Origin of the sequence: Bradyrhizobium lupini, assembly GCF_040939785.1 — a bacterium.
Lineage (GTDB): Bacteria > Pseudomonadota > Alphaproteobacteria > Rhizobiales > Xanthobacteraceae > Bradyrhizobium > Bradyrhizobium canariense_D.
The window spans coordinates 3,869,112-3,895,993 of the sequence record NZ_CP162553.1; the positions used below are offsets into that span (position 1 = coordinate 3,869,112).

At 63.8% G+C, this 26,882-nt stretch carries 25 protein-coding genes and 5 pseudogenes; 12 read left to right on the forward strand and 18 right to left on the reverse strand.

All coding sequences use genetic code 11. The features are described 5' to 3' along the window. Window positions 1-35: 35 nt before the first annotated feature. The 4 genes and pseudogenes from AB3L03_RS18235 to sdhC form a co-directional block, all read right to left on the reverse strand. The gene (locus tag AB3L03_RS18235; protein WP_018459776.1) at window positions 36-818 is read right to left on the reverse strand and encodes a succinate dehydrogenase iron-sulfur subunit; all 783 of its coding nucleotides are present in this window, start codon (window positions 816-818) and stop codon (window positions 36-38) included. A 42-nt stretch (window positions 819-860) separates the two neighbouring features. Next, window positions 861-2,695: pseudogene (sdhA, locus tag AB3L03_RS18240) on the reverse strand (succinate dehydrogenase flavoprotein subunit). A 4-nt stretch (window positions 2,696-2,699) separates the two neighbouring features. Continuing rightward, window positions 2,700-3,116 carry a succinate dehydrogenase, hydrophobic membrane anchor protein gene (sdhD, locus tag AB3L03_RS18245; protein WP_007598776.1) on the reverse strand — a complete coding sequence of 139 codons (417 nt, stop codon included), beginning with the start codon at window positions 3,114-3,116 and terminating at the stop codon, window positions 2,700-2,702. Beyond that, window positions 3,113-3,511: a succinate dehydrogenase, cytochrome b556 subunit gene (gene sdhC, locus AB3L03_RS18250; RefSeq protein ID WP_018459778.1), complete on the reverse strand. Its 399-nt coding sequence runs from the start codon at window positions 3,509-3,511 to the stop codon at window positions 3,113-3,115. The genes sdhD and sdhC overlap by 4 nt, the downstream gene beginning before the upstream one ends. A 516-nt stretch (window positions 3,512-4,027) precedes the next feature. Here sdhC and AB3L03_RS18255 point away from each other — a divergent pair. Next, a pseudogene (locus tag AB3L03_RS18255) lies at window positions 4,028-4,889 on the forward strand (sulfite exporter TauE/SafE family protein). Between the two features lie 126 nt (window positions 4,890-5,015). On the opposite strand, the gene AB3L03_RS18260 reads toward AB3L03_RS18255, so the two are convergent. Continuing rightward, window positions 5,016-6,545, reverse strand: a complete 1,530-nt coding sequence (locus AB3L03_RS18260; protein WP_368509006.1) for a malonyl-CoA synthase — start codon at window positions 6,543-6,545, stop codon at window positions 5,016-5,018. Between the two features lie 110 nt (window positions 6,546-6,655). Here AB3L03_RS18260 and AB3L03_RS18265 point away from each other — a divergent pair, with 110 nt between their 5' ends. The 4 genes from AB3L03_RS18265 to AB3L03_RS18280 all read left to right on the forward strand — a co-directional run bounded on the left by AB3L03_RS18265 (window position 6,656) and on the right by AB3L03_RS18280 (window position 9,881). Continuing rightward, complete coding sequence (locus AB3L03_RS18265; protein WP_085357598.1) at window positions 6,656-7,417, forward strand: SDR family oxidoreductase; 762 nt, start codon at window positions 6,656-6,658, stop codon at window positions 7,415-7,417. A 299-nt stretch (window positions 7,418-7,716) separates the two neighbouring features. After that, window positions 7,717-8,271 (forward strand): fasciclin domain-containing protein, encoded by a 555-nt coding sequence (locus AB3L03_RS18270; protein ID WP_085357596.1) that lies wholly within the window; start codon window positions 7,717-7,719, stop codon window positions 8,269-8,271. 183 nt (window positions 8,272-8,454) lie between these two features. Next, window positions 8,455-9,084, forward strand: a complete 630-nt coding sequence (locus AB3L03_RS18275; RefSeq protein WP_018459784.1) for a cytochrome b/b6 domain-containing protein — start codon at window positions 8,455-8,457, stop codon at window positions 9,082-9,084. Between the two features lie 14 nt (window positions 9,085-9,098). Then, window positions 9,099-9,881 carry a molybdopterin-dependent oxidoreductase gene (locus AB3L03_RS18280; RefSeq protein ID WP_368509007.1) on the forward strand — a complete coding sequence of 261 codons (783 nt, stop codon included), beginning with the start codon at window positions 9,099-9,101 and terminating at the stop codon, window positions 9,879-9,881. 157 nt (window positions 9,882-10,038) lie between these two features. On the opposite strand, the gene AB3L03_RS18285 is transcribed toward AB3L03_RS18280, so the two are convergent. Further along, window positions 10,039-11,223, reverse strand: coding sequence for a YbfB/YjiJ family MFS transporter (locus AB3L03_RS18285; protein ID WP_085357594.1), 1,185 nt, complete (start codon window positions 11,221-11,223; stop codon window positions 10,039-10,041). 132 nt (window positions 11,224-11,355) lie between these two features. Between AB3L03_RS18285 and leuB the strand changes: the two genes are divergently transcribed. Next, window positions 11,356-12,468: a 3-isopropylmalate dehydrogenase gene (gene leuB, locus AB3L03_RS18290; RefSeq protein WP_085348446.1), complete on the forward strand. Its 1,113-nt coding sequence runs from the start codon at window positions 11,356-11,358 to the stop codon at window positions 12,466-12,468. A 148-nt stretch (window positions 12,469-12,616) separates the two neighbouring features. Here the strand turns inward: leuB and AB3L03_RS18295 are convergent, their stop codons facing one another. Beyond that, a complete protein-coding gene (locus AB3L03_RS18295) occupies window positions 12,617-13,003 on the reverse strand; it encodes a hypothetical protein (protein ID WP_368509008.1) in 387 nt (128 codons plus the stop codon). Between the two features lie 156 nt (window positions 13,004-13,159). Further along, a pseudogene (locus AB3L03_RS18300) lies at window positions 13,160-13,947 on the reverse strand (hypothetical protein). A 116-nt stretch (window positions 13,948-14,063) separates the two neighbouring features. Here AB3L03_RS18300 and AB3L03_RS18305 point away from each other — a divergent pair. Next, on the forward strand, window positions 14,064-15,098 hold the full coding sequence (locus tag AB3L03_RS18305) for an aspartate-semialdehyde dehydrogenase (protein ID WP_018459790.1): 1,035 nt from the start codon (window positions 14,064-14,066) through the stop codon (window positions 15,096-15,098). Between the two features lie 115 nt (window positions 15,099-15,213). Here the strand turns inward: AB3L03_RS18305 and AB3L03_RS18310 are convergent, their stop codons facing one another. Continuing rightward, complete coding sequence (locus AB3L03_RS18310) at window positions 15,214-15,858, reverse strand: carbonic anhydrase (RefSeq protein ID WP_018459791.1); 645 nt, start codon at window positions 15,856-15,858, stop codon at window positions 15,214-15,216. 110 nt (window positions 15,859-15,968) lie between these two features. Between AB3L03_RS18310 and AB3L03_RS18315 the strand changes: the two genes are divergently transcribed. Both AB3L03_RS18315 and AB3L03_RS18320 read left to right on the forward strand, forming a co-directional pair. After that, window positions 15,969-16,850, forward strand: a complete 882-nt coding sequence (locus AB3L03_RS18315) for a CoA ester lyase (protein ID WP_368509009.1) — start codon at window positions 15,969-15,971, stop codon at window positions 16,848-16,850. A 108-nt stretch (window positions 16,851-16,958) separates the two neighbouring features. Then, window positions 16,959-18,653 carry a caspase domain-containing protein gene (locus AB3L03_RS18320; protein ID WP_368509010.1) on the forward strand — a complete coding sequence of 565 codons (1,695 nt, stop codon included), beginning with the start codon at window positions 16,959-16,961 and terminating at the stop codon, window positions 18,651-18,653. A gap of 50 nt (window positions 18,654-18,703) precedes the next feature. On the opposite strand, the gene AB3L03_RS18325 is transcribed toward AB3L03_RS18320, so the two are convergent. The 4 genes from AB3L03_RS18325 to AB3L03_RS18340 all read right to left on the reverse strand — a co-directional run bounded on the left by AB3L03_RS18325 (window position 18,704) and on the right by AB3L03_RS18340 (window position 21,328). Further along, the gene (locus AB3L03_RS18325) at window positions 18,704-19,123 is read right to left on the reverse strand and encodes a hypothetical protein (protein ID WP_368509011.1); all 420 of its coding nucleotides are present in this window, start codon (window positions 19,121-19,123) and stop codon (window positions 18,704-18,706) included. 225 nt (window positions 19,124-19,348) lie between these two features. After that, on the reverse strand, window positions 19,349-20,134 hold the full coding sequence (locus AB3L03_RS18330) for a hypothetical protein (protein ID WP_247475286.1): 786 nt from the start codon (window positions 20,132-20,134) through the stop codon (window positions 19,349-19,351). Window positions 20,135-20,213: 79 nt separating this feature from the next. Beyond that, entirely contained in the window at window positions 20,214-20,819 is a 606-nt protein-coding gene (leuD, locus tag AB3L03_RS18335) for a 3-isopropylmalate dehydratase small subunit (protein WP_018459795.1), read from the reverse strand. A 107-nt stretch (window positions 20,820-20,926) separates the two neighbouring features. Then, window positions 20,927-21,328 carry a metallopeptidase family protein gene (locus AB3L03_RS18340; RefSeq protein ID WP_026233877.1) on the reverse strand — a complete coding sequence of 134 codons (402 nt, stop codon included), beginning with the start codon at window positions 21,326-21,328 and terminating at the stop codon, window positions 20,927-20,929. Between the two features lie 154 nt (window positions 21,329-21,482). On the opposite strand from AB3L03_RS18340, the pseudogene AB3L03_RS18345 reads away from it, so the two are divergent. From AB3L03_RS18345 to AB3L03_RS18355, 3 genes and pseudogenes are all read left to right on the forward strand, one after another. Next, window positions 21,483-21,763 (forward strand): annotated as a pseudogene (locus tag AB3L03_RS18345) (hypothetical protein). A gap of 57 nt (window positions 21,764-21,820) precedes the next feature. Then, window positions 21,821-22,081 (forward strand): hypothetical protein, encoded by a 261-nt coding sequence (locus tag AB3L03_RS18350; RefSeq protein ID WP_368509012.1) that lies wholly within the window; start codon window positions 21,821-21,823, stop codon window positions 22,079-22,081. A 159-nt stretch (window positions 22,082-22,240) separates the two neighbouring features. After that, window positions 22,241-22,807 (forward strand): hypothetical protein, encoded by a 567-nt coding sequence (locus AB3L03_RS18355; protein ID WP_368509013.1) that lies wholly within the window; start codon window positions 22,241-22,243, stop codon window positions 22,805-22,807. A gap of 122 nt (window positions 22,808-22,929) precedes the next feature. Here the strand turns inward: AB3L03_RS18355 and AB3L03_RS18360 are convergent, their stop codons facing one another. The 5 genes and pseudogenes from AB3L03_RS18360 to rimM all read right to left on the reverse strand — a co-directional run bounded on the left by AB3L03_RS18360 (window position 22,930) and on the right by rimM (window position 26,879). Continuing rightward, window positions 22,930-23,139: a hypothetical protein gene (locus AB3L03_RS18360; RefSeq protein ID WP_368509014.1), complete on the reverse strand. Its 210-nt coding sequence runs from the start codon at window positions 23,137-23,139 to the stop codon at window positions 22,930-22,932. A gap of 95 nt (window positions 23,140-23,234) precedes the next feature. Next, a complete protein-coding gene (gene leuC / locus AB3L03_RS18365; RefSeq protein ID WP_026233880.1) occupies window positions 23,235-24,641 on the reverse strand; it encodes a 3-isopropylmalate dehydratase large subunit in 1,407 nt (468 codons plus the stop codon). 323 nt (window positions 24,642-24,964) lie between these two features. Beyond that, window positions 24,965-25,348, reverse strand: a complete 384-nt coding sequence (rplS, locus tag AB3L03_RS18370; RefSeq protein WP_018459803.1) for a 50S ribosomal protein L19 — start codon at window positions 25,346-25,348, stop codon at window positions 24,965-24,967. A gap of 110 nt (window positions 25,349-25,458) precedes the next feature. Continuing rightward, window positions 25,459-26,214 (reverse strand): tRNA (guanosine(37)-N1)-methyltransferase TrmD, encoded by a 756-nt coding sequence (trmD, locus tag AB3L03_RS18375; protein WP_018459804.1) that lies wholly within the window; start codon window positions 26,212-26,214, stop codon window positions 25,459-25,461. A 118-nt stretch (window positions 26,215-26,332) separates the two neighbouring features. Further along, window positions 26,333-26,879, reverse strand: a pseudogene (gene rimM / locus AB3L03_RS18380) (ribosome maturation factor RimM). Window positions 26,880-26,882 lie beyond the last annotated feature (3 nt).

A 26,882-nucleotide genomic window follows, 5' to 3' on the forward strand; every position in this document is an offset into this window, starting at 1 on the left:
GCCGTGCCGGCCGGGGATCGCAGCATGAATGACGCCTAGATCTGGCGCTCGACCATCTTGAGCTTGAGCTCGGCGATGGCTTCCGCCGGGTTGAGGCCCTTCGGGCAGGCCTTGGCGCAGTTCATGATGGTGTGGCAGCGATAGAGGCGGAACGGGTCCTCGAGATTGTCGAGCCGCTCGCCGGTCGCCTCATCCCGCGAATCCGATACCCAGCGGTTGGCCTGGAGCAGCGCGGCGGGACCGAGGTAGCGCTCGCTGTTCCACCAATAGCTCGGGCAAGAGGTCGAGCAGCAGGCGCAGAGGATGCATTCATAGAGGCCGTCGAGCTTCTCGCGGTCTTCGTGGCTCTGCTTCCATTCCTTCTGCGGCGTCGGCGAGGTCGTCTTCAGCCACGGCTCGACCGAAGCGTACTGCGCGTAGAAATTGGTGAGGTCGGGGATGAGGTCCTTCACGACAGGCTGGTGCGGCAGCGGATTGATCTTCACCGCGCCGTCCTTCACGTCGTGCATCGAGCGGGTGCAGGCCAGGGTGTTCTGGCCGTCGATGTTCATCGCGCAGGAGCCGCAGACGCCTTCGCGGCAGGAGCGGCGGAAGGTCAGCGACGGGTCGATGTTGTTCTTGATCCAGATCAGGCCGTCCAGCACCATCGGCCCGCAATCATGAGTGTCGACGTAATAGGTGTCGACGCTCGGAGTCTTGCCGTCGTCCGGATTCCAGCGATAGACGCGGAATTCACGGACCTCAGTCGCGCCCGCGGGCTTCGGCCAGGTCTTGCCGCCTGATATCTTGGAGTTCTTCGGAAGTGCGAATTCAACCATTTCGATAAAGCTTTCGCTGTTCGCTCAGTACACGCGCGCCGTTTAGTAAACGCGAGCTTTGGGCGGGATGTACTGGACGTCGTTGGTCATGGTGTAGTCGTGAACGGGGCGGTACTCGATCTTGACCTTGCCGGAATCTTCCAGCCAGGCCAGCGTGTGCTTCATCCAGTTCTTGTCGTCGCGCTCGGAGAAGTCCTCGCGGGCATGCGCGCCACGGCTCTCGGTGCGGTTGGCGGCCGAGTTCATCGTCACCACCGCCTGCGAGATCAGATTGTCGAATTCGAGCGTCTCGATCAGGTCGGAATTCCACACCAGCGAGCGGTCGGATACGGCGATGTCGATGATGCCGCGATGGACCTTCTCGATTAGGTTCTGGCCTTCGCTCAGGATGTCGCCGGTGCGGAACACCGCGCAATTGTTCTGCATGACGTGCTGCATGCCTTCGCGCAGCTTCGCGGTCGGCGTGCCGCCGGAGGCGTAGCGGTAGTGGTCGAGCCGGCCGAGCGCCAGGTCGGACGAATTCGTCGGCAATTCCGGCTGGCTGGCGTTCGGCGTGAGCTTCTCGGCGAGGCGCAGCGCCGCGGCGCGTCCGAACACGACGAGGTCGATCAGCGAGTTGGAGCCGAGGCGGTTGGCGCCGTGCACGGAGACGCAGGCGGCCTCGCCGATCGCCATCAGGCCGGGGATGATGGCGTTGTCGTCGCCGTCCTTCTTGGTCAGGACTTCGCCGTGATAGTTCGTCGGGATGCCGCCCATGTTGTAATGCACGGTCGGCACAATTGGGATCGGCTCGCGCGTCACGTCGACATTGGCGAAGATCTTTGCGGATTCGAGATGCCCGGCAGGCGTTCGGCCAGCACCGCGGGATCGAGATGGTCGAGATGAAGGAAGATGTGGTCCTTCTTCTTGCCGACACCGCGACCTTCGCGAATCTCGATGGTCATCGCGCGCGAGACGACGTCACGCGAGGCCAGATCCTTGGCGGAGGGCGCATAGCGCTCCATGAAGCGCTCGCCCTCGGAGTTGACGAGATAGCCGCCTTCGCCGCGCGCGCCTTCGGTGACGAGACAGCCCGAACCGTAGATGCCGGTCGGGTGGAACTGCACGAACTCCATGTCCTGCATCGGCAGACCAGCGCGCAGCACCATGCCGCCGCCGTCGCCGGTGCAGGTGTGCGCCGAGGTGCAGGATGCATAGGCGCGGCCATAGCCGCCGGTGGCGAGGATCACGGTCTGGGCGCGGAAGCGGTGCAGCGTGCCGTCATCGAGCTTGAGCGCGATAACGCCGCGGCAGGTGCCCTGGTCGTCCATGATCAGGTCGATGGCAAAGAACTCGATGAAGAACTCGGCCGCGTGACGCAGCGACTGGCCGTACATCGTGTGCAGCATGGCGTGGCCGGTGCGGTCGGCGGCGGCGCAGGTGCGCTGCGCCTGGCCCTTGCCGTAGTCCATGGTCATGCCGCCGAACGGGCGCTGGTAGATCTTGCCGTCTTCGGTGCGCGAGAACGGCACGCCCCAATGCTCGAGCTCGTAGACCGCCTCGGGCGCGTTGCGCACCATGTATTCGATCGCGTCCTGGTCGCCCAGCCAGTCCGACCCCTTCACGGTGTCGTACATGTGCCAGCGCCAGTCGTCCTTGTGCATGTTGCCGAGCGACGCCGAGATGCCGCCCTGCGCCGCGACGGTGTGCGAGCGGGTCGGAAACACTTTGGTGATGCAGGCGGTACGAAGACCGGCTTCGCTGCAGCCGACCACGGCGCGCAGGCCCGCGCCGCCGGCGCCGACCACGACGACATCATAGGTGTGATCTTCGATCGGATAGGCTTTGCCGTTGGTGGCGGGAGCGCCGTTGCCCTTGCCATTGGTCTCTGTGGCCATGGGTTTAGACTCCGGAGGAAAGTTTCAGGATCGCGTAGGTCGAGGCGAGCGCCACGGCGAACGAGAAGAAGTTGTTGAGCATGATCGAGATGAGCTTCAGCTTCTCGTTATGGATGTAGTCCTCGATCACGACCTGCATGCCGATCTTCATGTGCCAGGCGCTGGCGAAGATGAAGAGCAGCAGGATCACCGCGATCGGCAGCGAGCCGAGAATCTGTGCGGCGCCGGCCTGGTTGCGGCCGAGCAGCATCATCACGATCACGATCACGGGGATCATCAGCAGCGTCATGGCGACGCCGGTGATGCGCTGGCGCCAGAAATCGGAGGTGCCCGAATGCGCCGCGCCGAGATTGCGCACGCGGCCGAGCGGGGTGCGCATGGAGGAGCCCTTCGGGGCGCCGTGGGATTCGTCGAAACTCATCGTCCGCCTCCGATCGCGTAGGCGATGATCCAAATGAGGACCGTGAGCACGATGCCGCCGATCAGGGCGCCCCAGGTCAAGGCCTCGCGCTCATTGGCCTTGAAGCCGTAGCCGAGGTCCCAGACGAAATGCCGGATGCCGCTGAGCATGTGGTGCATCAGCGCCCAAGTGTAGCCGAACACGATCAGGCGGCCGATGATGCTGCCGGTGAAGGCCTGGACGTGGCTATAGGCGGCGGGGCCGGAGGCCGCCGCAATCAGCCACCAGGCCAGCAGCAGCGTTCCGGCGTAGAGGGCAATTCCGGTGGCGCGATGGACGATGGAAAGCGCCATCGTCAGGGTCCAGCGGTAGGTCTGAATGTGCGGCGAAAGCGGTCGTTCGATCCGTGCGGTCATGGGCTTCAATTGCTTTGTTGCGGCCCAGCATGGGGCGCGCGGGGATCGCGAAAGGTCGGCTCTATTTACGGAGTCGATTTCACCTGCGCAATCACCAAATCGCCATAAACCGAACTTGAGTTCAGCTCTAGGCCCTTGATGTAACAAGGCCAATCGTCCGCTTGGTATACCAGGGCGATGGCGCACCGTCTAAAGACAGAACACAAATTCATCTCTTGCGGGAGAGCTGCGGCACATTGAAATTACTATTGGAACGGCTCCAAGCTGCCGCGGGCCGCCCAGGGTTCGAACCAGTCAATTCATGTCACCGAACCGGCAGCGATGGTCGGCGAGCAATCGCCATTTTCCGCCAAGCGCACCGATTTTTCGCGAGACGGGCGGATATGCGCAACCTGCATCCCACCCCAGACCGGCGATGCGGCGGTCGACCCGACAAATCAGTTCGCCTACAGCTTTCCGGGCAGCCAGTCCGGACGCTTGTCTCGGAGCCGCTGCGATCGCCGGGGCAGATCAGGGGTGATTGCAGGACTTGATATCAAGGAGATCGCCGAGCTCGCGCTGCTGCTGATCGCAACCGGCGCGCTCTCCGGATTCTTGGCCGGCGTGTTCGGCATCGGGGGCGGCGCGATTCTGGTGCCGGTGTTCTACGAGTGCTTCCGCATCGCCGGTGTGCCGCTCGATGTGCGCATGCCGCTCTGCATCGGCACTTCGCTCGCCGTCATCATTCCGACCTCGATCCGTTCGTTCCAGGCGCATTACAAGCGCGGCGCCGTCGATCTTGCGATCCTCCGGGTCTGGTGGCTGCCGATCCTGATCGGCGTCGTCGCCGGCAGCGTGGTCGCGCGTTACGCGCCGGAGCGACTGTTCAAGATCGTGTTCGTCGCCGTCGCTTGGTCGGCCGCGGTACGGCTGATCTTCGCGCGCGAGAGCTGGAAGCTCGGCGATGATCTGCCGAAGGGCCCCTTAATGCGAGATCTACGGCTTCTGCGTCGGCATTTTGTCGACGTTGATGGGCATCGGCGGTGGCCTGTTCTCGAACCTGCTGATGACGTTCTACGGCCGCCCGATCCACCAGGCAGTGGCGACATCGTCGGCGCTCGCGGTCTTGATCTCGATCCCCGGCGCGCTCGGCTACATCTATGCCGGTTGGCCTGCGGCGGTGAGCTACCCGGCCGTTGCAGCCCTGCAGGTCCCGTTCGCGCTCGGTTACGTCTCGCTGATCGGCGCGGTCCTGGTGATGCCAATGAGCCTTGTGACGGCACCGCTCGGTGTGAAGGCTGCGCATGCAATGTCGAAGCGGACGCTGGAAGTCGCGTTCGGGTGCTATCTGTTCATCGTCGGCAGCCGTTTCGTGCTGAGCTTGCTGGGCGGACAGTAGGCGCCGCAAATTCCGTCATTGCGAGCGAAGCGAAGCAATCCAGGAGTTCTTCCGCGGCGGCAGTCTGGATTGCTTCGTCGCAAGAGCTCCTCGCAATGACGACGAGAGTTCTGCGAACAACAGCCCCTATTTCTTCGCGTAAAGATCCTTGTACGTATCCCGCAGCACGTTTTTCTGCACCTTGCCCATGGTGTTGCGCGGCAGCTCGTCGACCACGAATACCCGCTTGGGCATCTTGAACTTGGCCAGCCGGCCGTCGAGCGCTTTCAGCACCGCGGCCTCTGTCACATCCGCGTCCTTGTTGCAAACCAGCACCGCCGTGACGCCCTCGCCGAAATCGGCGTGGGGCACGCCGATCACGGCGGATTCGATCACGCCGGGCATGGCGTCGATCTCGCTCTCGATTTCCTTCGGGTAGACATTGAACCCGCCGGAGATGACGAGATCCTTGCCGCGGCCGAGAATGTGGACGTAACCCTTGGCGTCAATCTTGCCGAGGTCGCCGGTGATGAAGAAGCCGTCGTCGCGGAATTCCGCCTTGGTCTTCTCCGGCATGCGCCAATAGCCCTTGAATACGTTCGGGCCCTTGACCTCGATCATGCCGATCTCGTCGCGCGGCAGCTCCTTGCCGGTTTCAGGATCGGTGACGCGCACGGACACGCCGGGGAGCGGAAAGCCGACCGCGCCGGGCACGCGCTCGCCGTCATAGGGATTCGACGTGTTCATGTTGGTCTCGGTCATGCCGTAGCGCTCGAGCACCGCGTGCCCCGTGCGCGCCGACCATTCGCGATGGGTTTCGGCCAGCAGCGGCGCCGAGCCCGAGATGAACAGCCGCATGTGCTGTGTGGTTTCGCGCGACAGCGCAGCGTTCTGGAGCAGACGGGTATAGAACGTCGGCACCCCCATCAGCACCGTGGCACGCGCCATCAGCTTGATGATCAGATCCGGGTCGAGCTTCGGCAGGAAGATCATCGATGCCCGCGCGAACAGCGTCACGTTGGTCGCCACGAACAGGCCGTGGGTGTGGTAGATCGGCAGTGCGTGGATCAGCACGTCCTTGTCGGTGAAGCGCCAGAAGCCGACGAGCGAGAGCGAGTTGGACGTCAGATTGTCGTGGGTCAACATCGCGCCCTTGGAGCGGCCGGTGGTGCCGGACGTGTAGAGGATCGCGGCGAGATCGTCGTTTGCGCGCGGCACCGTGGTGAATTCGCTGCTCGCCTTGTCGGCGGCGTCCGTCAGCGAGCCCTTGCCGTCCGGCCCGAGCGTCTCGACTTTTGCTTTCACCTTGGCGGCGATGGGGGCGAGGCCCTCCGCCTTGGAGGGATCGCAGACCACCAGCGAGGGCTCGGCATCGCCGATGAAGTAGTCGAGCTCGTTGAGCGTATAGGCGGTGTTGAGCGGCAGATAGACTGCGCCGGCCCGCACCGTGGCCAAATACAGCACGACGTTGGCCACGGACTTCTCGACCTGCACCGCAACGCGGTCGCCGGGCTTCACGCCGCGCGCGACCAGTACATTGGCCATCTGTCCGGCACGGGCGATCAGATCACCATAGCTGATGCGGACCCCGTCATACGTCTCGATCGCGAGGCGCTTCGGATCGTCGAGGCCGTCGAACAGGCGGGAAAACAAATTGGCGTTGGCAGCTTGGTTCATGCAAGATTTCCTCGACCGCAAGGCTTGACCGCAACGATCGTCAGAGGCCGGTCAAAACCGAGGGCTGGATTAGCAAAAACCGCCCCGATGAAGCAACGGAGACAGTTTGCATGACCAAAAACGGGAAACGCGTGGCCTGGGTGACAGGCGGGGGCAGCGGGATCGGGGAGGCCGGCGCCGAGGCGCTAGCGGCCGACGGCTGGACGGTGGTGGTCTCGGGCCGGCGCAAGGACGCCCTGGATACCGTAGTCGAGAAGATCACCGGGGCGGGCGGGGCCGCCGAGGCCGTCGCGCTGGACGTGTCGGTCGCCGCCGCGGCCCAGAAGGCGGCCGATCAAATCGTCGCGAAGCATGGCCGGATCGACCTGCTGGTGAACAATGCCGGCATCAATGTCCCCAAGCGGAGCTGGAAGGACATGGAACTGGAGGGCTGGGACCAGCTGGTCCAGGTCAATCTCAACGGCGTGCTCTATTGCATGCGCGCGGTGCTGCCGACGATGCGCAAGCAGCAGGACGGCTCCATCATCAACGTCTCGTCCTGGGCCGGCCGCCACGTCTCGAAAATGCCGGGCCCGGCCTACACCACGACCAAGCATGCGGTGCTGGCGCTGACGCATTCCTTCAACATGGACGAATGCGTCAACGGCTTGCGCGCCTGCTGCCTGATGCCGGGCGAGGTGGCGACCCCGATCCTGAAGCTGCGCCCGGTGGTACCGAGCGAGGAGGAGCAGGCCAGGATGCTGCAATCCGAAGATCTCGGCCGCACCATCGCGTTCATCGCGAGCATGCCGGCGCGGGTTTGCATCAATGAACTGCTGATCAGCCCGACGCATAATCGCGGGTTTATCCAGACGCCGCACAACAGGGATTGAGCGGCAGGTAGATCGTCGAGGCTCGTCATTGCGAGCGAAGCGAAGCAATCCAGCGGTGCATCCGCGGTGGCAGCCTGGATCGCTTCGTCGCTTCGCTCCTCGCAATGACGCCCCCCACGGAGAACCACGCACTTAGTTTCACCCATCACAAAGAAGTTTTGTTCGAAACCGCTTCGCAAACGCTCCCGTAGTTCGAGCCAACGACGGCGCTGCTGCTTCACGCTCACAGGTCGCAGCCACCGTTGTTGCCCACTCGAACGCCGGCAGTCGCCGGTCACCATCCAATCGGGAGACTCTCCATGTCGAAGCGTATTGCCTATCTCGCTGCTGCCGCGTTCAGTACCCTGGCCATCACCGCGACCGTCGTCGCGCCCGTCCGCGCCGAGGAAAAGACCGTCATGGTCGGCGGCGCCGCGATGTTCCCGTCCAAGAACATCGTCCAGAACGCGGTCAACTCGAAGGACCACACCACGCTGGTGGCGGCGGTGAAGGCGGCCGGCCTGGTGCCGACGCTGGAAGGCAAGGGTCCGTTCACGGTGTTCGCGCCGACCAACGCCGCCTTCGGCAAGCTGCCGGCCGGCACCGTCGACACTCTGGTGAAGCCCGAGAACAAGGCGACGCTGACCAAGATCCTCACCTACCATGTCGTGCCCGGCAAGCTCGAGGCGTCCGACCTCACCGACGGCAAGAAGATGAAGACCGCCGAAGGCGAGGAGCTGACGGTGAAGAAGCAGGACGGCAAGGTCTGGATCGTCGACGCCAAGGGCGGTACCTCGATGGTGACGATCTCCAATGTCAACCAGTCGAACGGTGTAATCCATGTGGTCGACACCGTGCTGATGCCGGCGACGTAAACACCGCGCCGTCCGGCTTCATCCCCGAACCGGATGCGACGAAATGGCGAGCCGGGGGTACCCGGCTCGCTTTATTGTGACCACGATAGCCAGCCGACATGGATTCGATGCCGAACAGGGCGTAACGAAAGCGGAAGCATCGGCGTATAATTGCTGTCAGACGATGTTCAGGACGGAACCGCCATGTCGAGCCTTACTGTGACCGACGAGCAGGTCAGCGCCACCCCGGCCAAAGTGATCCAGCCGGCCTGGGTCCGGGTCATGCACTGGATCAACGCTTTCGCCATGATCCTGATGATCCTGTCGGGTTGGCAGATCTACAACGCCTCGCCGCTGTTCGGTTTCAGCTTTCCGCGCGAGTACACGCTCGGCGGCTGGCTCGGTGGCGGCCTGCTCTGGCACTTTGCGGCGATGTGGCTGTTGATGATCAACGGCCTTGCCTATCTCGTCACCGGCCTTGCCACCGGCCGCTTCCGGAAAAAATTGCTGCCGATCACCCCATCCGGCGTGCTCCACGACGTCAGGGCTGCGCTGACCTTCAAGCTCGGCCATGCCGATCTCTCCGTCTACAATTACGTCCAGCGCGTGCTCTATGCCGGCATCATATTGATCGGCGTGATCATCGTGCTGTCGGGGCTGGGAATGTGGAAACCGGTGCAACTGCACTGGCTCGTGTCCCTGTTCGGCGACTATCCGACCGCGCGCTACATCCATTTCTTCTGCATGGCCGCGATCTGCGCCTTCCTGGTCATTCATGTTTTACTCGCGCTGCTGGTGCCGAAGAGCCTGCGCGCGATGATCATCGGCCGTTGAGTGGAGAGAGAGTCATGGCGAAGCGCTCATTCCTGATCCCGGGCGTCGACAAGCGGCTGCTGATCAAGGATTCCATCAAGACGATGCCAGAGGTCAGCCGCCGCCGCTTCATCGCGGGCAGCGCAAGCCTCGGGGCGCTGACGCTGCTCACCGGCTGCGACGTGATCGACTCGTCCTCCGCCGAGGAGATGCTGAAGTCGGTTTCGAAATTCAACGATGCCGTGCAGGATTTCATCTTCAATCCCGACGCGCTGGCGCCGACGTTTCCCGAGAGCGCGATCACAAAACCGTTTCCGTTCAACGCCTATTACGATCTCGACGACGCGCCCGATGTCGACGGTGCCGACTGGAAGCTCGAAGTCCGCGGTCTCGTCGAGAACAAGAAGTCGTGGACGCTTCCCGAGCTGTACAAGCTGCCGCAGGTCACGCAGATCACGCGTCACATCTGCGTCGAGGGCTGGAGCGCGATCGGCAGCTGGACCGGAACGCCCATGCGCGACTTCCTCAAGCTGATCGGCGCCGACACGCGCGCGAAGTACGTCTGGTTCCAGTGCGCCGACAAGGACGGCTACAATTCTCCGCTGGACATGCGCACCGCGCTGCATCCGCAGACCCAGATGACGTTCAAATACGCCGGCGAAATCCTGCCGCGCGCCTACGGCTTCCCGATGAAGATCCGCGTGCCGACCAAGCTCGGCTTCAAGAACCCGAAATACGTGGTGTCGATGGAAGTCACCAACGACTACAAGGGCGGCTATTGGGAAGACCAGGGGTACAATTCGTTCAGCGGGAGCTAACTCCGCGGACCTGCACTTGCCGTCGTCCTGGACAAGCGAAGCGCAGATCCAGGACCCATTACCCCAGGGTTCAGTTTGACGAAGACCAGCAACCACGAATCTTCGCCAAATTCCTCTGTGGGGTAATGGGTCCTGGCTTTCGCCAGGACGACACCGGTTAAGGCTCCACTTTCCGCTGGCACAGCGCGGCAACCGCGCCCAGCGCCAGCAGCGCCGCCGACACATTCAGCGCGTAACTCAAGCTCCCCAGCGCGTCCGTGATCGCGCCGACCACGATCGGGCCCAGCGTCTGGCCGACGCCGAACGAGATCGTCATCGCCGCGATCGCGGTCGGCCACACCTCGGGCGGATAGTTGAAGCGCACGAAGGCGGTGGTCGAGCCGACTACGGCGAAGAAGGCGACGCCGAACACGATCGCCGAGACCGCGAGCCATGCCGGCGAATGCCCGAGCATCGGCAGGGCGGCGCCGAGCGCGTTGGTGCCGAGGATGATGGCGGTGGCAAGACCACCGCGATCGAGCGCGAGCACGCGGCGCCAGGCCCACGGCGTGACGAAGGCGCTCAAGCCAATCAGGCTCCAGAACGCGGCCTGCGCTGCGGCCCCGCCGCCGCCGTCGCGCACATAGGCGATCATGAAGGTCATGTAGGCGATGTAGCCCGCGCCAAAGAGGAAGTAGCCGGCGAGATAGATCAGCACCGGAAAAATGGCGAAGGCGCCGTGGCCGCCTTGCGAGAAACGCACGCCGCTCTCGATGCGGACCAGGAACAGCGGCACGGTCATGACAACGGACAGCAGCGTCATCGCCCACCACACGATCCACCACGAGCCCGGCCCGAAATATTGCAGCGTGAACGGGGCGATCAGTCCTGATGAGAGAATGCCAATGCCGGGCCCGGCATAGAACAGGCTGAGCAGGAAATTGGCCCGCTCCGGGCGTGACTGCGCAATGGAAGCGGCCAGCGCGCCTCCGGCGACGAAACCGGCCGCGGCGCCAACGCCCAGCACGAGACGGGCCAGGCTCAGCGCAACGAAATTCCCGGTCAGCGCGCAAGTCGCGAGCGCCGCGACGCAGGCCAGGGTTCCGCCGCGGATCGCGGCCGACCAGCCGACCCGCTGGATCAGCCGGGACGCCACTAGCGCGCCCGCGAGGTAGCCGACGGCGTTGATGGTGTTCATGAAACCGGCCGCCGAGTAGGACCAGCCGAGGTCCTCCCGCATGTCGGGCAGCACCAGCGAATAGGCGAAGCGGCCGATACCCAGCCCGACCGTCGCAGCCAGCGACAGGGTCAGGATCAGCCGCGCGGGATGGGCGTCGGGCGGGGGACGTTCAGGGGCGTGCAAATGGGTACTCCGGCATGCGCAGTGTGGCAGGCCCTGCCCGCCTTGCACAGAACCGAAGCGGCAATGGTGTCTTGCCAAGTACGCAACGCCGCTCTAGCACTCCGGCCGAAATCGACCTCAGAGGAAACGACCATGGCGACCCACAAACTGCTGCTGCTTCCCGGCGACGGTATCGGCCCCGAGGTGATGGGCGAGGTGAAGCGGCTGATCGACTGGCTCAATTCGGCGGGCATCGCCAAGTTCGAGACCGACACCGGCCTCGTCGGCGGTTCGGCCTATGACGCGCACAAGGTGTCGATCTCGGAAGGCGACATGGCCAAGGCCAAGGACGCCGACGCCATCATCTTCGGTGCGGTCGGCGGTCCCAAATGGGACGCGGTGCCCTACGAGGTGCGCCCCGAAGCCGGCCTGCTGCGCCTGCGCAAGGATCTCGGTCTGTTCGCCAACCTCCGTCCCGCGGTCTGCTACCCGGCGCTGGCGGAGGCCTCCAGCCTGAAGCGCGAGGCGGTCGAGGGCCTCGACATCATGATCGTGCGCGAACTCACCGGCGGCGTCTATTTCGGCGAGCCCAAGACCATCACCGATCTCGGCAACGGCCAGAAGCGCGCCATCGATACGCAAGTCTACGACACCTATGAGATCGAGCGCATCGGCCGCGTCGCCTTCGAGCTTGCCAAGAAGCGCAAGAACAAGGTGACGTCGATGGAGAAGCGCAACGTCATGAAGTCGGGCGTGCTCTGGAATGAGGTCATGACCCAGGTCCACAAGCGCGAATATCCCGACGTCACGCTCGAGCATCAGCTCGCCGATTCCGGCGGCATGATGCTGGTGAAATGGCCGAAGCAGTTCGACGTCATCGTCACCGACAATCTGTTCGGCGACATGCTGTCCGACATTGCTGCGATGTTGACGGGATCGCTCGGCATGCTGCCCTCGGCCTCGCTCGGCGAGGTCGACGTCAAGAGCAAGAAGCGCAAGGCGCTGTACGAGCCCGTGCACGGCTCGGCGCCTGATATCGCAGGCCAGGGCCTCGCCAATCCGATCGCGATGATCTCGTCCTTCGGCATGGCGCTGCGCTACTCCTTCGACATGGGCGCGCTCGCCGACAAGGTCGACGCCGCGATCGCCGCGGTGCTGGCCAGCGGCCTGCGCACCGCCGACATCAAGTCGGAAGGCACCACTGCCGCCTCGACCACGCAGATGGGCGAAGCGATCTTGAAGGAATTGCAGAAGCTGCACGCTTAGAGCCGTAGCCCGGATGGAGCGAAGCGAAATCCGGCGTTCTTCCCGCGTGTCGAAAATCCCGGATTGCGCTTCGCTCCATCCGGGCTACACGACAAACAAAAATGGCCGGGCGCGAGCCCGGCCATTTGATTCGGTCGATATGTCCGCCTCAGTACAGCGGGAAATTCTGCGGATAGCCGCCAACATCCTGCGGCGTGCTCAGCGGCTGGCGATCGATCGGGCGGTTGAGATTTTCGCGCGCGAAGGTCGGATAGCCCACTGCCGGCGGGAAGGCGTAATCGGAGAACTTGCGGTCGCCCGGATTGACCTCGGTGCCGCCGTCGAGCCAGGAGCGCTTGCTCACATAGATGCGGGTGCGGCCCTGCTGATAGCTCGCATTGGGGCCGCTCGGGCCGTGATAGTGACGGCCGCTGTCATAGCGCTGCTTCTTGGTGTCGGCCGAGGCGGGTGTCGCGAAGGCTGAGGACATGGCAATCACGGCGCCGGCCGCAAGCCACATCGCCAGTTTGTTCGCGGCAGAGAAATTCGAGCTCATCACGTCCCCTTCAGGCGGCAAGCCGCCAATCAATTTCACGCTCATACTAACCCGGCCGGGGCGGCTGCAACTAGGTCTATTGGGTCACACCAGCGCTGAATAATCGTGCGCGCCGGCAAAAGTTGCATGGATACAGCCACTTGAGCTTGATGTCGATCAGAGCGCGCCGCGCAACTGCGCATTGGCGGCGCCGAGCAGCCAGTCCGACGCGCCCGGGGGCGCGCAGGGCGGCGCTTCAGCTCCGCATGGGCGAACAATTCGGCCAGCTTCGGCTCGTTGCCCGAGGTCAGCAGCGTTAGCCGGTTCAGCGTGCAGGCGATCGCGGCGCGCCGCGCAGGCAGGCTGTCGCCCTGGCAGGAGAATCCGGAGATCTGGAGCGCCGGCTCCTCGCTGCGCTTGAGGTAGCCGAGGCAGGCCCGCGCGCCCTCCGCCGTACCGGTCGGCTGGAATAGGGCGACGGGGCCGAATTTCGTGTCGATCAGGCCGGCTTGCTCCAGCGGGGTCGCGGTGCCCAGTCCCATCCGGACGGCCAGATCCATTGTTGCCGGACGCGTCACGTCGAATTCGCCGCCTTCCCGGTAAATCTCGAGCTCGGCCACGGTCCTGTCTGCCTCGCTGGCCCAGCGCATCACGTCCCTGCGGCCGCCTTCGGGATGCCTGAAGATCGCGTAAGAAGCTGTTTTTTCTGACGAATCCAGCCGGCTGAGGGCGAAGGCCGGAGGCGACCGGTCGGCCACGCTCCAATCGGGCTTCAGCGCCGGATCATCGTCGCGCAAGTTGGGCAGCTGGCCGAGTGCGGCAAGGCCGAGGATGGCAAACAGTACCAAAATCCCCACATAGGCGAACAGGCGCGCCAGCGTGCCGACGACCTCGTCGGCGAAGGCTGCAAGCGCCAGATGGATCTGGGTGGGGTTTGCGGCCGTGCTGGCCTCGGGCGAGTGCATCCACGTCCCTAAGGCATGGTCCAACGTTGTCTTGAGGCCGGTTCTCGCATAGAAGCGCTGCTCTTCCTGTTTAAGCCTCAGCTTCAGGAAAGAGCTTTTTCGTCGGAGAGTGAACGATGGGTTACAAAGTCGCAGTCGTCGGCGCGACCGGCAATGTCGGACGGGAAATGCTCAACATCCTCGACGAGCGCAAATTCCCTGCGGACGAGGTGGTGGCCCTGGCGTCACGCCGCAGCATGGGCGTCGAGGTCTCCTACGGCGACCGCACGCTGAAGGTCAAAGCGCTGGAGCATTACGACTTCTCCGACGTCGACATCTGCCTGATGTCGGCCGGCGGCGAGGTGTCGAAGGAATGGTCGCCGAAGATCGGCGCCGCCGGCACGGTCGTGATCGACAATTCCTCGGCCTGGCGCATGGATCCGGACGTGCCGTTGATCGTGCCGGAAGTGAATGCGGACGCGACTGCGGGCTTCAAGAAGAAGAACATCATCGCCAACCCGAACTGCTCGACCGCGCAGCTCGTGGTCGCGCTCAAGCCCCTGCACGACAAGGCGACGATCAAGCGCGTCGTGGTCTCGACCTATCAATCGGTGTCGGGCGCCGGCAAGGACGCGATGGACGAACTGTTCTCGCAGACCAAGGCCGTCTACACCAACCAGGAGCTGATCAATAACAAGTTTCCGGCGCGCATCGCCTTCAACGTCATCCCCCAGATCGACGTCTTCATGGAGGACGGCTACACCAAGGAAGAGTGGAAGATGATGGCGGAGACCAAGAAGATTCTTGATCCCAAGATCAAGCTCTCCGCGACCTGCGTGCGCGTGCCAGTTTTCGTCGGCCATTCCGAGGCCGTCAACATCGAGTTCGAGAACCCGATCAGCGCGGACGAAGCACGCGACATCCTGCGCAAGGCGCCGGGTTGTCTCGTCATCGACAAGCATGAGCCCGGCGGCTACGCCACGCCGTATGAAGCCGCCGGCGAGGACGCCACCTATATCAGCCGTATCCGCGAGGACGCGACGGTGGAGAACGGTCTCGTGCTGTGGTGCGTCTCGGATAATCTACGCAAGGGCGCCGCGCTCAACGCGATCCAGATCGCGGAAGTCCTGATCAACCGCAAGCTGATCAGCGCGAAGAAGAAGGCGGCGTAAGCCGTGCTGCCGTAGGGTGGGCAAAGACGCGAAGCGCCGTGCCCACCATCTCTCCACAATTGCTATAAAAGTGGTGGGCACGCTTCGCTTTGCCCACCCCACAAGAGCTGCGGACCTACGCCATCTCGCGCGCGTTCCTGAATTCCTTCGCCGCCTTGTCCAGCACGAACAGTGATCCCTCCGCGACGCCGAAATAGGCGCCGTGGGTCTGCATCTGGCCGCTCTCGACCGCCTTCTGCACGAACGGGAAGGTCATCAGGTTTTCCAGGCTGCGGAACACCGCGGCCTTCTCGATGCGCTCGACGAATTGCGCCATGGTCTCGTGGTCGCGCTGCTCCACCACTTCCCCCGGCTTGATGAACATCTGCATCCATTTGCCGATGAAGTCGCCCGGCGTGAGCGGCTCGATCTTGTCGACGAAAGCACGGATGCCGCCGCACTGGGCGTGCCCGAGCACCACGATGTGCTTCACCTTCAGCACCGTCACGGCATATTCCAGCGCCGCCGAGACGCCATGCGCGTTGCCGTCGGGCTGATACACCGGCACCAGATTGGCGATGTTGCGGACGACGAAGAGTTCGCCCGGCCCGACGTCGAAGATCACTTCGGGCGAGACGCGGCTGTCGCAGCAGCCGATCACCATCACTTCAGGGAACTGCCCCTTCACCGACAGCTCGCGGTAGCGGGTCTGCTCGGTCGGCAGCCGCTGGGTGGCGAAGGCCTTGTAGCCTTCCAGCAAATGCTCTGGGAATGTGGTCATGGCCTATGCCTAATCATATACCGCTGGGACGAACAAGCCTTTCGAATAGGCAGGCCAGATGCTATCGGCTTCGGTCGGAATGAGATGAGGAAACCGGAAGGAACGCTTGCATGACCCGCCCGCGCCGCAGCCATCTGTTCATGCCCGGCTCCAACCCCCGCGCGCTGGAAAAGGCGCGCAATCTCGCCGCCGACGGCCTGATCCTCGACCTGGAAGACTCCGTCGCGCCCGATGCCAAGGCAGTGGCACGCGATGGCATCGCGGCCGCGATCGCGGCCAAAGGGTTCGGCAAGCGCGAGATCCTGATCCGGACCAACGGCCTCGACACGCCCTGGTGGGCCGACGACGTCGCGATGGCGGCGAAGGCCTCGCCCGACGGCATCCTGGTTCCAAAGGTTTCACGCGTGGAGGAGCTCGACACGATCGGCCGCCGTCTCGCCGAGCTCGGCGCGGCGCCGACCGTAAAGGTCTGGGCCATGATCGAGACCGCGCGCGCGGTGCTGCATGCCGAGGAACTCGCTGCCGCCGGGCGCGATCCAGCGCGGCGCCTGTCAGGCTTCGTGTTCGGGCCCAACGACATCTCGCGCGAGACGCGCATCAAGATGCTGCCGGGCCGCGCGGCGATGATCCCGATGATCTCCCATTGCATCCTGGCGACGCGCGCCCATGGCCTCGAAATCCTCGACGGCCCCTATAGCGACATCGCCAACTCCGATGGTTTCGCCACCGAATGCGCGCAAGGCCGCGATCTCGGTTTCGACGGCAAGACGCTGATTCACCCCTCGCAGATCGAAGCCTGCAACGCGATCTTCACCCCGCCGGAGGAGGAAGTCGCGCGCGCGCGAAAGATCATCGCCGCGTTCGGATTGCCGGAGAACGTCTCGCGCGGCGCGATCCGTCTCGACGGCGCCATGGTGGAGCGCCTGCACGCCGACATGGCACGGCGCACGATCGAGATCGCGGACGCGATTGCGGCGATGGGGAAGGGCTGAGGGCACGCGGTTGCGCTCAAGCCGAACGAACATTGACGCGGTCACCGGTATGCTCGGGGAGCCGTGGTTCTCTGAACGACCACGATCCCGGCTTTTCCCGTTGCGGTGGTGAAAGACAATGCTACCCTCACGCTCGATATTGATCCGGGCAAGCATTTGATGCGCATTTTTTTTCTAGCAGTCCTTCTCGTTACGTCATTTTCATTCGCCACGCCGGCGCTTGCGCAGCAGGTTCGGGTTGCGCTCGTCATCGGTAACGGCGCCTACGAGAAGGTACCCGAGTTGCCGAACCCGACGCGCGATGCGGCCGACATCGGCCGCGCGCTGGAGCGGCTCGACTTCAAAGTCACCCAGGTCAAGAACGCGACTGCGCAAGAGATGAGGAAGTCTGTCGTCGAGTTCGGCCGCTCTGCGGAGGGAGCAGACCTTGCGGTCGTTTTCTATACCGGACACGGCATGGAGGTCAGCGGCGAGAACTGGCTGATTCCGGTCGGCGCAGAGCTGCGCAGCGATACCGACATCGAAAGCGAGGCCATCAGCCTGCGCTCGGTGAGCCTTCAGGTTTCGAAGGCACGAAAGTTGGGCCTTGTGATACTGGACGCATGCCGCAACAATCCTTTTGCCGCAAAGATGAGCCGCTCGCTGAGCACCCGGGCCGTGGCTCGCGGACTCGCTCCGACGGAGCCATCCGATAACGTTCTGATTGCGTACGCCGCCCGGGACGGTACTACGGCAAGCGACGGGGATGGCCGGAACAGCCCATTCACGGCATCGCTCCTTCGCCACATTGAAACGCCGGGGCTGGAGATATCGTTTCTGTTTCGTCGTGTTCGTGACGACGTGATGGCGGCCACCAGACGCGAGCAGCAGCCTTTCGTATACGGCTCTTTGTCGAAGGAAGAGATTTACCTGAGAGCTCCGGTGGCGAGCGCTCAAGCGCCAGTCGCGTCGGCTCCCGCGCCTGCAGATGCCGCGGAGGACGAGAAGTTCTGGCTGGCTATCCAGACGTCCACGGTGGCAGGCCTCTACGAGGAGTTTCTGACCAGGTACCCCCGCAGCAGCCACGCCGCAGAAGCGCGCCAGCGGGTGAAGAATTTCAAGGCCAACGAAGTTGCGGTGCTCTCATCCCCAGCTGCCCCTCCGAAACCGGACGCAAAAACCGTCGTCCGAAATCTATTTGCGCCCGAAGATAACCAGAAAGTTGCAGCCATCGCGGCAGCTCAGCAACTCAAACTGCCAAGCTACGCTATATCGCCTGATCAGAATGATCCGCTCAATGCTAACTCCAGATTTGTCGGCGTGTGGTCCAACAAACGTGGATGGACGAATGGCAAAGGACGCTATGCCATGCTGATCGTTACGGAGGTCTCTGCCACCGGGTTAGCCAAGGGACACTACCTCTGGGGACCGCCGACAAAGGCATCGTGGGTGAAGGATGAGGCGGGGTACCGGTCGTTTGCCGAATACATTGTGAACGACAAATTTTCCATCAGCGGAACACCCGTCACCGTCAGGATGGACAAGAACGTCCTTACGCTGTCGTCCGTCAACAAGGAAAATCCAACTGAGAAGGCGAACATAGAGCTCCGCCCTGTCTGGAAGCTCGTGCCAGCGCCGGAGGATGCTTCAAGCAAGCGCGAGAAAACCTCGCAGCCTCGTGCCGCCAAAAAGGAACGCGCGGCCGAACCGAGCCCGTCAGGCAATGTCAGTGGGACGAGCATGGAAGAGCGCTATCGTGTTTGCAGAAAGCTCGTCAAAGGATTTGCCCGGCGCGAGGCTTGTGCCCGTACGGGCGTGATCTAGCACCGGCGGGACATCCGCCGCTAAACTAATCCTTTGATAAGGGCAATGCCTTAGCGATGCGCGTGATCCGCACGGTCGAGCGACTCCAGTGTCGAGGCATTGGCGCAGAAGCCGAGATAGTTCTCCGCGGCGGTGCCGTCGGCCAGCTCGCGATCGCACTGGCCCTTGTGGCTGCAAAGCGCGCACACCCGCTCCATGTCGCGCAGCAGCAGCGGATGCGCGCGGCCGAGCCCTTCGGCGCTGATGCCGAGCTGCTCCAGCATCTTCGGCAGCTCGTCGGCGGCGTGCTTGCCGTGACGGACCAGATATTCCAGATCGTCAGGCGCGATCCGCAGGTCTTGCGCGATCCGGTCGAAATCGGCGCGGTCGAGCTGCCGGATCTCGTTCAGCTCGCGGCGATGCTTCAGCCAGCTTGCAAAGGACTCGATGAGGTCCTGGACAATGGGATAAGGCCTGGTTGCGGTGCTCATGCGAAGCTCCATTCGAACGACGGAATTGGAGCGAGATTAGGCACAATGGTGCAGGTGCGCGTTGCGCTGGATCAAAGACAGCTCTCGTGTCCCGGACGCGCTGCAGCGTGAAGCGCTGCTCGCAGAGCCGGAGCCATCTCGCCGCATCGCTGGGCCCCGGCTCAGCAACGCACCGCTTCGCGCTGCGCTGCGTCCGGGCGCGAGAGCGCCGCACAGCGGAGAAAATTATGCGAACCGCTCCGCCGCCCACGCATACAGGCTGCCCGGGATCGGCTTCTCACCGCCGCGGCCCTTGGGCGAGATATGCAGGCCGATGATGTCGCGGTCAGTGACGAGGCCGAGATAGCTCGAGGGATCGAAGAACAGTTTTGGCTCGGCATGCACGGCGTAGAACGATTGCTTCGGCAAGGCGCAGTGCAGCTCGCCGGTGCGGCGCGCGAGCGCGGTGAGTGCCGCCGGCCCGAAGATCGCGACGCGGATGTCGGAGAGGCGGTTCGAGCCGCCGCGCAGGCGGCGCATCGCAAACGTGACGCGATGGCGCAGCGACAGCCAGTTCGGCGTCAGCTCCTCCTGCTCCATCAGCTCTTCGAAAGCGGCAACGATGCCGTGTTCAGGTGGAAGGTAAATCACGGAGTTGCCGAGCTGGCGCGGCCGCTCCCACGCGAAATAGGGCTTTGCCGGATCGATCTCGACGGGCCTGAGCAGCAGCACGTCGGCGTCGAGCCAGAGGCCGAGGTCCTTCGCCATCAGCTTCATGCGGAAGAAGTCGCTGAACTGTAGCGTGGTCCAGTCGCGCCAGCTTCCATCTGGCTGCGGCGGCCGCAATCGTTCGGAGAACGCATGCGGCAGGATCGCCTCGGCATCCGCGTTGCCGACACCGGCGGGCAGGCCGGGAATGGTGTCGAAACTGTAGACCGTGACCTTGTGGCCGGCCGCCAGCTGCGAGCGCAGACAGGTCTGGCGCAGGGCGTCCATCGGGCCATGCCAGAAGGTGACGATGTCGGGCAGCATGGGCGAAGCTATAAGCGATAATCAGAACAAAGAAAAAGCCCCGGCGCTTGTAGCACCGGGGCTTGAACAAAACTTGAGATCAGGCCCAGGCGCGTTCGCGCTTGAGCTTGTCCTCATAGGTGTCGATCGAGGCCTTCTTCTCCATCGTCAGGCCGATGTCGTCGAGGCCGTTGATCAGGCAGTGCTTGCGGAACGGGTCGATCTCGAACTTGACCTTGCCGCCGTCGGGACCGCGGATCTCCTGGTTCGGCAGGTCGATCGTCAGCGTCGCGTTGGCGCCGCGCTCGGCGTCGTCGAACAGCTTGTCGAGGTCTTCCTGGGCCACGCGGATCGGCAGAATGCCGTTCTTGAAGCAGTTGTTGTAGAAGATGTCGCCGAACGAGGTCGAGATCACGCAGCGGATGCCGAAGTCGAGCAGCGCCCAGGGCGCGTGCTCGCGGCTCGAGCCGCAGCCGAAATTGTCGCCGGCAACCAGCACCTTCGCATTGCGATAGGCGGGCTGGTTGAGGACGAAATCCGGATTCTCGCTGCCGTCGTCCTTGTAGCGCTGCTCGGAGAAGAGCCCCTTGCCAAGGCCGGTGCGCTTGATGGTCTTGAGGTACTGCTTCGGAATGATCATGTCGGTGTCGACATTGATGATCTTCAGCGGCGCCGCGACGCCTTCCAGCGTGGTGAACTTGTCCATGGTTGCGCTTTCCCGGGGTGGTCTAGGGAACCGGTATTTATCGCGATCGAGGCCGAAATCCTAGGCCGAATTCGGCAGATCTCGTCTGCCTAACCGGGCCTCTCTGCTCAACCCGGCTCTTGAGCCTCGATCGCGGACATATCGTCGTCCGACAGGCCGAAATGATGGCCAATCTCGTGGATCAGGACGTGGCGAACGATATGGCCGAGGCTTTCGTCGTGCTCGGCCCAGTAATCCAGGATCGGCCGGCGGTAGAGCCAGACCATGTTGGGCAGCCGCGCCACGTCGGCAAAACTCTGCTGCGGCAGGCCGACGCCCTGGAACAGGCCGAGCAGGTCGAACTCGCTCTCGCATGCCATCTCGTCCAGGACTTCCTCGGTGGGGAAGTCGTCGACGCGGATGATCACGCCCTCGCACAGCCTACGAAACTCCGCCGGCAGGCGTTCGAACACTTCATGCGCCATCGCTTCCATCTCGGCCAGCGAGGGCGCTTTCAATTCCGTCCACATGGGCTTCTCATAGCGTGGGTTTCGCGGCGATGCATCCGGCTTTATAAGCGCGGCGAGGTTGACGAGCGCCGTCAAAACGGGGAGCGTAGGCCTCGAAGTGGACGTTCAGGTGGGCAGAAAAATGCGAGCGAAAACAGCGCTGACGCTACTGTGCATGGGGTTGTTTTCGCAGTTTTGCGTTGGCGCGGAGGCCCAGACCGCGGCTCCCGGGATCAGGCTGGCCCAAGCGGCCTCGCGAGACGATCTGCCGCCGCCGCGCAAGCGGCCCCGGCGCGCCTGCGCGTCACGCCCTATTACAGTCCGGATGGCGTCTATCCCCGCTACAATCCCGGTCCCGATGCGGTCCGCGAGTGCAACGCCACCTATGTGCAGGAATATCGCCCGAGCGGCACGGTGATCGTGCCGCATATGAGCTGCTACTGGCGCCGGGGCTGATACGAGCGCGATGCCGTCGCGCGCCGATGAAGCGCCATGTTGCAGGCAGAGGCCGTCATGATGAGATGGATCGCGTTGGCCGTCGCTATCGGACTTGCCGCAGGCCTGCCTCGCGCTTCCGCAGCGCATAGGGTGACGAAGCTGCCGGATGCCTCGGCAGGGCGCGCGGCGTTCGACGGAGGGCGACATGTGCGGCCCGACATCATGCATTACGCTCCGCGTCCTGATCCGCATTATTACGCGCGGCCGGTCTTCTACCGCCCCTATCCCTATGCCGTGCCGGCGCCATTCGTGTTCGGGTATGGACCGTGGCGGTGATGCACTAGCCTGCAGGCGCTTCCGCGGAATGCCGTTCATTCATGATGGGTTCACGTCGCTGTCCGTAATTTAATCTCGGGAGCGACTGCCAATGTACAGGGATGACGCGAGCCGGGAGCGAGCGTCGTAACTCCGCTGTCCAGATTCAGGGAGAAGTCGATGCTGAGAATATTGGGTCTCAGGGCAAGCCCGATGCGCTTGTTCGGGATTGCGGCTGCCGCGACGCTGATGCTGTCGGCCGGGACCACGCGTCCTGCCGAGGCGATGTCTCCAATCAATCCGACGGCGTTGCCGGCGGCGAAGGCCGCAAGTGACGACATGATCCAGGTTCGCCACGGCGGCGGCGGTGGCGGTGGTGGTGGACATGGCGGCGGCTTTCATGGCGGCGGCGGTTTCCACGGTGGAGGCGGCTTCCACGGTGGCGGAGGACATATCGGTGGCTTCCGCGGCGGTGGTTTCCACGCGGGTGGCTTCCGCGCCGCGCCCGCCTTTCATGGCGGCGGCTATCGCTACGGCGGAGTTCGCCACTATGGCGGAGGCGGATTCCATCGCTACGGCATCTATCGCCCCGCCTATTACGGCCATCGCCATTTCCACCGGCGCTACTATGGCGGCTACTATCCCTATTACAGCCATCCGCGCCGCTGCCGGGTCATCTGGACCTATTACGGCCCGCGCCGCGTCTGCCGCTGGCATCGCTGGCACCATCCGTATCGCTATTGGTGATGTGAGTTGCTGCTAGCTCCGCACGCGTCATGGCCGGGCTTGCCCCGGCCATCCACGTTATTGGGCTTGTACAGAAAGTTCGTGGATGGCCGGGACAAGCCCGGTCATGACGGAGGATGTGGCTAAATCCAATCCTTCAGTTTCCACGTCGCCGACGTCCAGCGCGTGAGGTTCTCCAGCTTCCATTGCTTGAACATCGCCGGCGGCCAGCGGCTGAGCTTCGAGGCCTCCTCGACCTCGGGCTTGGCGACCATGCGCAGCGGTGCCGCGCGCCGCCGGTGCTGGGGCGTCGCCGCGCTGATCAGATCGACATATTCAGGCTTGCTGGCCATGAGCTGGTGTCCTCGCGAAACGCTCGCGAGGACGCAGTGTCGGCGCTGCCGATTAACGGCGGTTTGCCGCAATCACTCAATTTGCAGGGAGCAGCTTACCGCCACTCCCTGATGTCGACGAAGTGACCCGCGATCGCAGCGGCTGCGGCCATCGCCGGCGACACCAGATGGGTGCGGCCCTTGAAGCCCTGGCGGCCCTCGAAGTTGCGGTTCGAGGTCGAGGCGCAGCGCTCTTCCGGAGCCAGCTTGTCGGGGTTCATCGCGAGGCACATCGAGCAACCGGGCTCGCGCCATTCGAAGCCGGCCTTGATGAAGATCTTGTCCAGACCTTCAGCCTCGGCCTGCTCCTTCACGAGGCCGGAGCCCGGCACGACCATGGCGTTGACGCCGCCTGCGACCTGCTTGCCTTCCGCGATCTTGGCGGCGGCGCGCAGATCCTCGATCCGGCCGTTGGTGCAGGAGCCGATGAAGATGCGGTCGAGCTTGATGTCGGTGATCTTCGTCCCCGCGGTCAGGCCCATGTATTTCAGCGCGCGGTGCTTCGACAGGCGCTTGGCCTCGTCCGCGATCTTGTCGGGATCGGGCACGCTGCCGGTGACCGAGATCACGTCTTCAGGGCTCGTGCCCCAGGTCACGATCGGCGGCAGCTTCGCGGCATCGAGCCGCAGCTCGTGGTCGAAATGCGCGCCCTCGTCCGAGCGCAGCTTCTCCCAGTAACGCATCGCCGCGTCCCAGTCGGCGCCCTTCGGTGCCTTCGGGCGGCCGCGCAGGAAGTCGAACGCCTTCTGGTCCGGCGCGACCAGTCCGGCGCGTGCACCGCCTTCGATCGACATGTTGCAGACCGTCATGCGGCCTTCCATGCTGAGCGCACGGATCGCGTCGCCGGCGTATTCGAGCACGTAGCCGGTACCGCCCGCGGTGCCGATCTCGCCGATGATGGCGAGGATGATGTCCTTGCCCGTTACGCCATCCGGCAATTTGCCGTCGACAGTGACGCGCATGTTCTTCGCCTTCTTCTGGATCAGCGTCTGCGTCGCCAGCACATGTTCGACTTCCGACGTGCCGATGCCGTGCGCGAGCGCGCCGAACGCACCATGCGTCGAGGTGTGGCTGTCACCGCAGACGATGGTGGTGCCGGGCAGCGTAAAGCCCTGCTCGGGGCCGATGACATGGACGACGCCCTGACGCTTGTCGAACTCGTCGTAATATTCGATGCCGAATTCCCGGGCGTTGTCGGCCAGTGCCTTGATCTGCTCGATGCTTTCAGGGTCGGGGTTCGGCTTGGTGCGGTCGGTGGTCGGCACGTTGTGGTCGACGACGGCCAGCGTCTTCTCCGGCGCGCGCACCTTGCGTCCGGTGGCGCGCAAGCCTTCGAACGCCTGCGGTGAAGTGACCTCGTGCACCAGATGGCGATCGATATAGAGCAGGCAGGTGCCGTCCTCGGCTTCGTGCACCAGATGGTCGTTCCAGATCTTGTCGTACAATGTGGTCGGCTTGGACATGAGCGTCAGCTCCAGGAATGTTGTGTAGAGCGGGTTGCGCGGATAGCGCGCGGGCAACAAAATCGTCAGCGCAGCTTTTAGGCTGCGCGCGTAAGCTCTGACGTTGCCGAGGTCGCGAAGCGTCCGAAGAACCGGCCAGGCAGCCGCGAGCGATCGTCGATGACGACGCGCTTGACGGGCGAGAGGCTGGTCAAATCTGGAAACATTCCAAGAATATATAGCAGGCCGAACCGGAATCGCGAGGGCTTTGACGCGCACGGCTGACGCAACAAAAAAAGCGCGGGGTTGGCCCCGCGCTTTTGAAACTCGCCTGTAAGCGGAGCTTACTCGTTGACGGCAGCCGGACGGTCCTGCTTCTTCTCGACGATGCGGGCCGACTTGCCGCGAAGGTTGCGGAGATAATAGAGCTTGGCGCGACGCACCTTGCCGCGGCGCACCACCTTGATCGAGTCGATCATCGGCGACATCACCGGGAACACGCGCTCCACGCCTTCGCCGTACGAAATCTTGCGCACCGTGAAGCTCTCGTTGAGACCGCCGCCGGAACGGCCGATGCAAACGCCTTCATAGGCCTGCACGCGGGTGCGGTCGCCTTCGACGACCTTCACGTTGACGATCACGGTATCGCCGGGGCCGAATTCCGGAATCTCCTTGTTGGCGGAGAGCTTGTCGAATTGCTCTTTTTCGAGCTGTTGGATCAGGTTCATGGGTAAATCTCCATCGGCGCGCCCAGCCTTGGAAAACGGGGGCTGCGCGAAATTCGTTTATCCAGCCATTGCGGATGTGGCCGCTGCTATAAGGCAAGCCGGAGCGTTTGTCACCCGTCTGTCTTGTTTTTTGGCGTTTTTTGGCGTCCGCCCCGATTCGGGACTTTGCTCGGGATCCGGGCCCACAAATCCGGTCGCCGGGCCGCGGTCAGGGCCTCGGATTCCTCCCGCCGCCAGCTGGCGACCTTGGCATGGTCACCGGAGGTCAGGATCTCCGGAATCGGGGTTCCCTCGAACCGCTGCGGCCGGGTGTATTGGGGGTATTCGAGCAGGCCGTCCGAGAAGCTTTCCTCGGTTCCCGAGGCCTCCTTGCCCATCACGCCCGGAAGCAGCCGAACACAGGCGTCGATCAGGGCCAAGGCCGCGATTTCGCCGCCGGAGAGGACGTAATCCCCAATCGAGACCTCCTCCAGGCCCCGCCCGTCGATCACGCGCTGGTCCACCCCCTCGAACCGCCCGCAGACGATCAGAGGACCCGGGCCCTTGGCGAGTTCGAGAACCCGGGCCTGGGTCAATGGCCGACCCCTCGGGCTCATCAGCAGTTTCGGCCGGTCCGGCCCGATCCCGGCGGCATCGATCGCGGCCGCCAGAACATCGGCCCGAAGCACCATGCCCGGTCCGCCGCCGGCCGGGGTGTCATCGACACTGCGGTGGCGGTCGGTGGCCGAGGCCCGGATGTCCCGCGCCTCCAGCTCCCAGAGCCCGCCAGCCAGCGCCCGGCCGGCCAGGCTCACGCCCAGCGGCCCCGGAAACATCTCCGGAAACAGCGTCAGCACCGTCGCGCGCCAGGGTGAGGGGTTGGTCATCGGATCTCAGTTATTGTCGTCCCGGACAAGCGGAGCGCAGATCCGGGACCCAGAACCACCGCACTTCGTTTGGCGACGGCTGGCGCGATCAGCTTAGCTAAAAATTCTGGCACTGTGGTTATGGGTCTCGGCCTTCGCCGGGACGACCCGGGGAGGGATCCTCGCCCGCGATCTCCTGCGGCAGCGCGATCACGACGCGGCCGCCGGCGATGTCGACCTCCGGCACCACCGCATCGGTGAACGGCAGCAGCATCGTGGTGCCTGTGGGCGGCGCAATCTCGATGATGTCACCGGCGCCGAAATTGTGGATCGCGAGCACGCGGCCGAGCGCATCGCCGGCCATGGTGACGGCGGCGAGCCCGATCAGATCGGTGTGGTAATATTCGCCCTCGTCCGTCGCGGGCAGCTTTTTCGCGCGCGACGTAGAGCTCGATGCCGTTGAGGCGCTCGGCCTCATCGCGAGTCGTGACGCCCTTGAACGTTGCAACCAGATGATCCTTGGCCGCGCGCGCCGACGCGACCTCGAACTGGCGCTTGCCGTCCTTGGACGAAAGCAGACCGTAGCTCCGCACGGCAAACGGATCTTCCGTGAAGGTCCACAGTTTGACCGCGCCGCGCACACCATGCGCGGCGCCGATCCGCGCGACGCAGACCAGCGCCGGCATGAT

Coding starts and splice junctions, on each gene's coding strand:
- AB3L03_RS18295 (WP_368509008.1), bottom strand. CDS start 13,003: ATGAGCTCGAATTTCTCTGCCGCGAACAAACTGGCGATGTGGCTTGCG.
- AB3L03_RS18265 (WP_085357598.1), top strand. CDS start 6,656: ATGACCAAAAACGGGAAACGCGTGGCCTGGGTGACAGGCGGGGGCAGC.
- sdhC (WP_018459778.1), bottom strand. CDS start 3,511: ATGACCGCACGGATCGAACGACCGCTTTCGCCGCACATTCAGACCTAC.
- AB3L03_RS18315 (WP_368509009.1), top strand. CDS start 15,969: ATGACCCGCCCGCGCCGCAGCCATCTGTTCATGCCCGGCTCCAACCCC.
- AB3L03_RS18280 (WP_368509007.1), top strand. CDS start 9,099: ATGGCGAAGCGCTCATTCCTGATCCCGGGCGTCGACAAGCGGCTGCTG.
- AB3L03_RS18275 (WP_018459784.1), top strand. CDS start 8,455: ATGTCGAGCCTTACTGTGACCGACGAGCAGGTCAGCGCCACCCCGGCC.
- AB3L03_RS18340 (WP_026233877.1), bottom strand. CDS start 21,328: ATGTGGACGGAATTGAAAGCGCCCTCGCTGGCCGAGATGGAAGCGATG.
- leuC (WP_026233880.1), bottom strand. CDS start 24,641: ATGTCCAAGCCGACCACATTGTACGACAAGATCTGGAACGACCATCTG.
- AB3L03_RS18270 (WP_085357596.1), top strand. CDS start 7,717: ATGTCGAAGCGTATTGCCTATCTCGCTGCTGCCGCGTTCAGTACCCTG.
- AB3L03_RS18330 (WP_247475286.1), bottom strand. CDS start 20,134: ATGCTGCCCGACATCGTCACCTTCTGGCATGGCCCGATGGACGCCCTG.
- rplS (WP_018459803.1), bottom strand. CDS start 25,348: ATGAACCTGATCCAACAGCTCGAAAAAGAGCAATTCGACAAGCTCTCC.
- AB3L03_RS18350 (WP_368509012.1), top strand. CDS start 21,821: ATGATGAGATGGATCGCGTTGGCCGTCGCTATCGGACTTGCCGCAGGC.
- AB3L03_RS18355 (WP_368509013.1), top strand. CDS start 22,241: ATGCTGAGAATATTGGGTCTCAGGGCAAGCCCGATGCGCTTGTTCGGG.
- AB3L03_RS18310 (WP_018459791.1), bottom strand. CDS start 15,858: ATGACCACATTCCCAGAGCATTTGCTGGAAGGCTACAAGGCCTTCGCC.
- AB3L03_RS18360 (WP_368509014.1), bottom strand. CDS start 23,139: ATGGCCAGCAAGCCTGAATATGTCGATCTGATCAGCGCGGCGACGCCC.
- AB3L03_RS18235 (WP_018459776.1), bottom strand. CDS start 818: ATGGTTGAATTCGCACTTCCGAAGAACTCCAAGATATCAGGCGGCAAG.
- AB3L03_RS18325 (WP_368509011.1), bottom strand. CDS start 19,123: ATGAGCACCGCAACCAGGCCTTATCCCATTGTCCAGGACCTCATCGAG.
- leuD (WP_018459795.1), bottom strand. CDS start 20,819: ATGGACAAGTTCACCACGCTGGAAGGCGTCGCGGCGCCGCTGAAGATC.
- sdhD (WP_007598776.1), bottom strand. CDS start 3,116: ATGAGTTTCGACGAATCCCACGGCGCCCCGAAGGGCTCCTCCATGCGC.
- trmD (WP_018459804.1), bottom strand. CDS start 26,214: ATGACCAACCCCTCACCCTGGCGCGCGACGGTGCTGACGCTGTTTCCG.
- AB3L03_RS18260 (WP_368509006.1), bottom strand. CDS start 6,545: ATGAACCAAGCTGCCAACGCCAATTTGTTTTCCCGCCTGTTCGACGGC.
- leuB (WP_085348446.1), top strand. CDS start 11,356: ATGGCGACCCACAAACTGCTGCTGCTTCCCGGCGACGGTATCGGCCCC.
- AB3L03_RS18305 (WP_018459790.1), top strand. CDS start 14,064: ATGGGTTACAAAGTCGCAGTCGTCGGCGCGACCGGCAATGTCGGACGG.